Origin of the sequence: Xanthomonas bromi (assembly GCF_900092025.1) — a bacterium.
Classification (GTDB): domain Bacteria; phylum Pseudomonadota; class Gammaproteobacteria; order Xanthomonadales; family Xanthomonadaceae; genus Xanthomonas; species Xanthomonas bromi.
In genome coordinates this window covers 1-5141 of record NZ_FLTX01000089.1, presented here as the reverse complement: position 1 = coordinate 5141, position 5141 = coordinate 1, and the positions used below count along the sequence as shown (strand labels likewise).

Below are 5141 nucleotides of genomic sequence, written 5' to 3'. Positions count from 1 at the left end.
TTGGCTGTCGGTGAAACGGGATGTCTTCATGGAACCTCCTCAGAAAAGGGTACGAGAAAATTCCACTTCTGCCGTCAGCTAACCTGTGGGGGGATTACCGCTTGATCGGATGCGTGAGCTGCACGAAGACAGCCGAAGCACCGTGGGCGCCGGGCCGCATCCAGGAAGACCTTGCCGACGAAGGTCAGAGGGCCAGTGTGAACCGGGGAGCACGCCTAATGGCAGTCTCGACGGTTTGCAGGGCTGACCGCGATCCAAGCGCCGTGGTCAGTGCGCTCGACCGGCGCTGACACCGCCGGGTATACGCAGCCTGCTGAAGCGCGGCTCCACTGCCCTGGAGCCGGAGACCGAGTGGGTGACCGACATTACCGAGCTAAAGACCAACGATGGCAAGCTATACCTGTGCATCGTGTTGGCCAAGCCCACAAAAATAGTACACAATAGAGGTCTGGCAACGAGAGGATGACTGACAGACCTCTTATGGGTCAAGGAGTTAGGGAGGGAGTGAGCATCTCGTTTCCCGCTCCAGATTTAGACAAGACCCCGCGTCAGGGGTCTCGTTGTTTCAAGGCAGGATGCCTTGGGTTTGATGTTTCGGCCTGGTGGTAGAGTGGTTATGCAGCGGACTGCAAATCCGCGTACGCCGGTTCAATTCCGGCCCAGGCCTCCACATCGCATGCGCTGTTTGCTGTCGTCAGGAACGACGATAGGTCTGGCGCAACGAGGTGACAAGCTGTACAATTTTGCTCCACGCGGGAATAGCTCAGTTGGTAGAGCGCAACCTTGCCAAGGTTGAGGTCGCGAGTTCGAGTCTCGTTTCCCGCTCCAATTTTTATGCTGTGGACTTCTATCGAAGTCCACAGCGCCTTGATCCCACAGTGGTTTATGCCTGTGGAGCATCCAGCGAAGTCTGCTGAAATCCACCCCCAGCCAAGAATTTTTAGTACATAAATTAGTACTGGAAATCCGGTGGCCATGCGGTGCGGTTTTTGGCTGTTGGCGCTTCATCGACGTCGGTACACCTCTCCTCCAACTTGAAGGAGAGTGCGATGGCTTTGACAGATACCGCCGTTCGGCAAGCCAGAACGACCGGCAAGGACTACACCCTCAACGATGCGCATGGCTTGTTGCTCTTCGTGAGTGCCAAAGGCAAGAAGAAGTGGCACTTCCGGTTTTCATGGATGAGCCAGCAGCAGCGCATCGCCATCGGCCCGTACCCCGAGATCAGCCTCAAGGACGCAAGGGCGCGTCGTGATGAGTTGCGGGGACACCTCGCCAACGGCGTTGATCCGCGCGTCCATCTTCGTCAAGTCGAAGAGAAGGCGAATGTGGCAGCGACGCATACCTTCCAGGCGGTGTTTCAGTCGTGGCGGGACTTCAAGGCATTGAGCCTGAAGACTGGCCGGCAGAGCACGCTGTCGCAGATCAATCGCATCTTCGACAAGGATGTTCTGTCTTGGCTCGGCATGGTGTCCATCTTCGATGTAACGCCGGCACACCTCTTGGAAGTACTGCGCAAGATCGAGCGCCGCCATGCGCTGACCACAGCGGAGAAGGTGCGCACCTGGTTCAACCAGATGTTTCGCTATGCGATGGTGGAGAAAGGCTTGCCCGCGAACCCTGCCAGCGATCTGGATATCGTGGCCGTGCCCAAGCCGCCGGTGAGCCATAACCCGTTCCTGCGCATGGAGGAGTTGCCTACGTTCCTGCGGACACTGCGCAAGTACCGTGGCTTCAAAGCCACGCGCCAGGGCATTCAATTGCTATTCCTGACCGGCGTTCGGACGGGCGAGTTACGCTCGGCGGTGCCGGAGCAGTTCGACCTGGAACGAGGCCTGTGGACCATCCCCGCAGTAATCGTCAAGCAGTTGCAGTTGAAGATGCGCAAGGAAGGCAAGACCGTGCCGCCCTACGTAGTGCCGCTGTCGACCCAGGCCATCGCCATCGTCCGCGACCTGCTCGACGCCCAGGCAAGGCGACCAGCGCAGCGCTATCTGCTGCCCAATCGCGATGACCTCAAAGAGCCCATCAGCGAAAACACACTCAATGGCGCGCTGTGCCGAATGGGCTACGAAGAGCAACTGACCGGTCACGGCATCCGGGGCACGATCTCCACCGCGCTCAATGAGCTCGGATACCGTGTGGAGTGGATCGATTCGCAACTGTCTCACGCCGACCCCAATCAAATCCGTGCCGCCTACAACCACGCGGCCTACGTGGAGCAACGGCGTCTGATGATGCAGGACTGGGCCAATCGACTGGATCGTTGGGAGGCAGGGGAACGGGTTGAGGAAGCGGGCGCATCGCCAGTAGCCCCAGAGAGCCTGGAAGTGATCGAGGCCTATCTCAAGGCGCTTGCCTCCGGCCAGTTGCGACCCAAGGATGATGCGCTGCAGCTACTAGGCCAACTCTTTGCCCGCGCCGGTGAGGGTGAGAATGCTTTCTTACGCGCGCGGGCGTGAGCAGAAATATTCAGAAGACACATTGAGGTCGCTCGGCGCTTGGCAGCGGCGACTCCAAGCTTAACAGCGACGTTTAGACATTTACTGGTCGAAGCGCGGGAAACTCACCACTTTCGCCTTCAACTCGTTCACTAGAATCTGTGCGTCATCAACGATGCGATGTAGTGATGCGCCGCCGTCCATGTAGACCCTCATAGATACCAGTTGAAGCAGGCCAAGACCGATCCGACGCAGATCGAGCAGCGTGCTTTCTGGCAGAAAGGAGAGCCTAAAGTAGGTCCATTTTGCGATTTGCTGGCCCACGCTATAGGTCGCCTGCTGGGCCTTCTCGACGCGTCCGTCGAAGATTTCTCTTCCGGCACGATCCCATATCTGGGCCAACTTGCGAGCCAACTTGGCAACCGCCTCCAGGACTTCGCGCTGAGTCTCTTTGCTGACTTGGACAGGATCGACCAGTTCGCGCATCAACTCTGCAGCAGCGAAGCCTGCGGCGTTGCACACGTCGTTGAAGCTATCCCCGCCGCCTAGATAGTGCCGAAACTGCGCGACTTCATCGAGTTTCTCTGCTGTGGCGTCCAACCGTTCATTGACGCGGCTCTCTACAGCCCAGTCGGTAACGGACAGGTCGCGCAGCTTCGACGCATAGTTTTCTGCATCAGCCGACCACTCGTCCACCCAGGGCTTCAGGCTTCGCATCTCGGCGTCCGTATCGCTCCAGCGCCGCACATTGGCAAGCACATCGGCCAGCGCCGATAGCTCAGGGTGATTCTTGGCACCCTCAGCAGGCTCGCCGGGTGCCAAGGCAGCACTAATCTCTGCAGGCGTCGCCGGTCGGGAGACAGTGCCGTGCCGAATGTACGCACGCGAATCCACGTAGTACAGAGATTCCGAACCCTTCTTAACGGTGACGATGAGAACGCCGCCCCCATTGACCGATGCCCAATTGATTTGAGGCCGGACAGGAGGGTCGATGATCTGGCAAACGCCCACTACCCTTCTTTCAAAATCGTCTCGCACCGCTGGGTCATGTGCATTTGCAATTCCTGGAATCGAGCCATCGTCTGCCACGCCAAGAAGGAGCTGGCCACCGCCGCTGGAAGCGAAGGCTGCGATCTCCTTTGCAAGATCTCGTACCTGCTTTGGCAACTCCCGCTTGAACTCGACACTCTCACTCTCGCCGCATTGAGCAATCCGAGGAAGCGCTTCAGATAGCTGGGCGTCAGCCCATGGTTCGATGGTCATGGCGACATCATGCACAAAATCTGGCCAGATGCCGTCAGAAGCCGAGCATCGTTCTGAATCTGCTTGGACCAAGCGATTGCTTGAAGCGCCTTCGGCGCTCTGGCCACGAGCTACTATCTGTCCTCTCACTGGTGCCCGGATCCTAGTCATGACCAATCAACTCGTAGACGTTGTCAATGAATTGGCCGAGAAGCAAGTTGGGTTTTACGCAATGCATGACAGTCCGCATGGTCAAACGACTGTTCCGCTCTCTGCCGAGGAAGTGATTAGGTATGCGGCCGATCCTGTTGGATACTTCGCCGAACACTATGGGGTGAGTCGAGAGGACTATCTCGCGTGGCACCGTTCAGGCTACAAAGTAGTCTGCTCCGGCTTTACCAAATCCGGCAAGCCCTGCAAGGCAATTGTTACGGGCCTTTCCATGGTGGCCAGGCCCGCAGTATGGGCAGCAGGAAGGCGCGGCCGCTGCATAACACACGGATAAGCGACCCATCAGCCGAGTCCGATCCAGACTAGACGGGCTCGACCGTCGCCTGTTTCTGCGGAACGCCACTGAACTTGCCAACGGCGGCTCCGTAAGTCCATGCTGTGCTAGGGAGCGCATAGCTGGGCGCCATTGGACATGAGTACGGTCGCGGCACTAAACATGAGTTTCTGTGGATTTCGCGCCACCTTCAGAATATATTAGACAGAAGTTAATCATGTACAGAACAGAGCTTCACACAATTCTTGTTCGCGCTCTAGGGAACCTCTGAACAACGCACCACAAATGCGAGACACTATTTTCCAGTCATTGACATGCAAGAAGCTGGAATTTTAGAGGTTTGATGGGTTGTTCAGACCTTCCTTAGCGCACGCCATGCGCTGTCACGGCTCCGGTAGTCGCTGGACTTATGGGTGACTCATTGCGTGGTCGGCCTAAAGTTGGCCGCGATGGGCATGGTGATATTTAATGCTCTGGTCTGGTCGGCTTCGTTTACATCTCCGCACGGGTTGCCATTGCATAACGTGATACGTGGATTGGCGAAGTAGGGAACCCTCTGCTGATCGTCGGCGGTATACGCCATGATGGTATTGAAACTGCCCTCATCCAATGTCTGCCGCCATCCGTAAGCATAAGTGAACGCCCCAGGACCGGAATCGGCTTTGTCGTGAGCCAGACCAAGGTTATGGCCGATTTCATGCGCGAAGGTAACGTCTTCGCAGTAATTTCCGGCTTCTTCATCGGTACCGTCACTGACTGCGGCGTACCCCGATCCCTGCATATTGACATTGTACGATTGAAGCCCACCACCGTTCAGCCACGCCATGCCGCAAGCGCCTTGATTTGCGCGGTAAGGGCGTAGCAAGGCAACAAGATCGGCACCCTGCGTGTCACGCGTGCTGTGCAGTGCGGCTAATGCAGAGGCGCCTGATGCTTCGGTCAGGTCCTTAAGG

3 protein-coding genes, 2 tRNA genes and 2 pseudogenes are annotated in these 5141 nt (G+C 57.3%); 5 read left to right on the top strand and 2 right to left on the bottom strand.

Annotation, left to right across the window (positions count from 1 at the left end; genetic code table 11):
* Nucleotides 1-100 precede the first annotated feature (100 nt).
* The 4 genes and pseudogenes from XBLMG947_RS22155 to XBLMG947_RS20195 form a co-directional block, all read left to right on the top strand.
* Nucleotides 101-415 (top strand): annotated as a pseudogene (locus XBLMG947_RS22155) (IS3 family transposase); the annotation flags it as partial.
* Nucleotides 416-596: 181 nt separating this feature from the next.
* A tRNA-Cys gene (locus tag XBLMG947_RS20205) sits at nucleotides 597-670 on the top strand.
* Nucleotides 671-752: 82 nt separating this feature from the next.
* Nucleotides 753-828, top strand: a tRNA-Gly gene (locus XBLMG947_RS20200).
* A 221-nt stretch (nucleotides 829-1049) separates the two neighbouring features.
* Nucleotides 1050-2303, top strand: a pseudogene (locus XBLMG947_RS20195) (tyrosine-type recombinase/integrase); the annotation flags it as partial.
* Nucleotides 2304-2543: 240 nt separating this feature from the next.
* Here XBLMG947_RS20195 and XBLMG947_RS20190 read toward each other — a convergent pair.
* A complete protein-coding gene (locus tag XBLMG947_RS20190; RefSeq protein ID WP_065470322.1) occupies nucleotides 2544-3704 on the bottom strand; it encodes an AlbA family DNA-binding domain-containing protein in 1161 nt (386 codons plus the stop codon).
* Between the two features lie 148 nt (nucleotides 3705-3852).
* Between XBLMG947_RS20190 and XBLMG947_RS23005 the strand changes: the two genes are divergently transcribed.
* Entirely contained in the window at nucleotides 3853-4188 is a 336-nt protein-coding gene (locus XBLMG947_RS23005; protein WP_139074457.1) for a hypothetical protein, read from the top strand.
* Between the two features lie 418 nt (nucleotides 4189-4606).
* Here the strand turns inward: XBLMG947_RS23005 and XBLMG947_RS20185 are convergent.
* On the bottom strand, nucleotides 4607-5141 hold a 535-nt coding region (locus XBLMG947_RS20185), incomplete at its 5' end, for a reprolysin-like metallopeptidase (protein WP_245228275.1).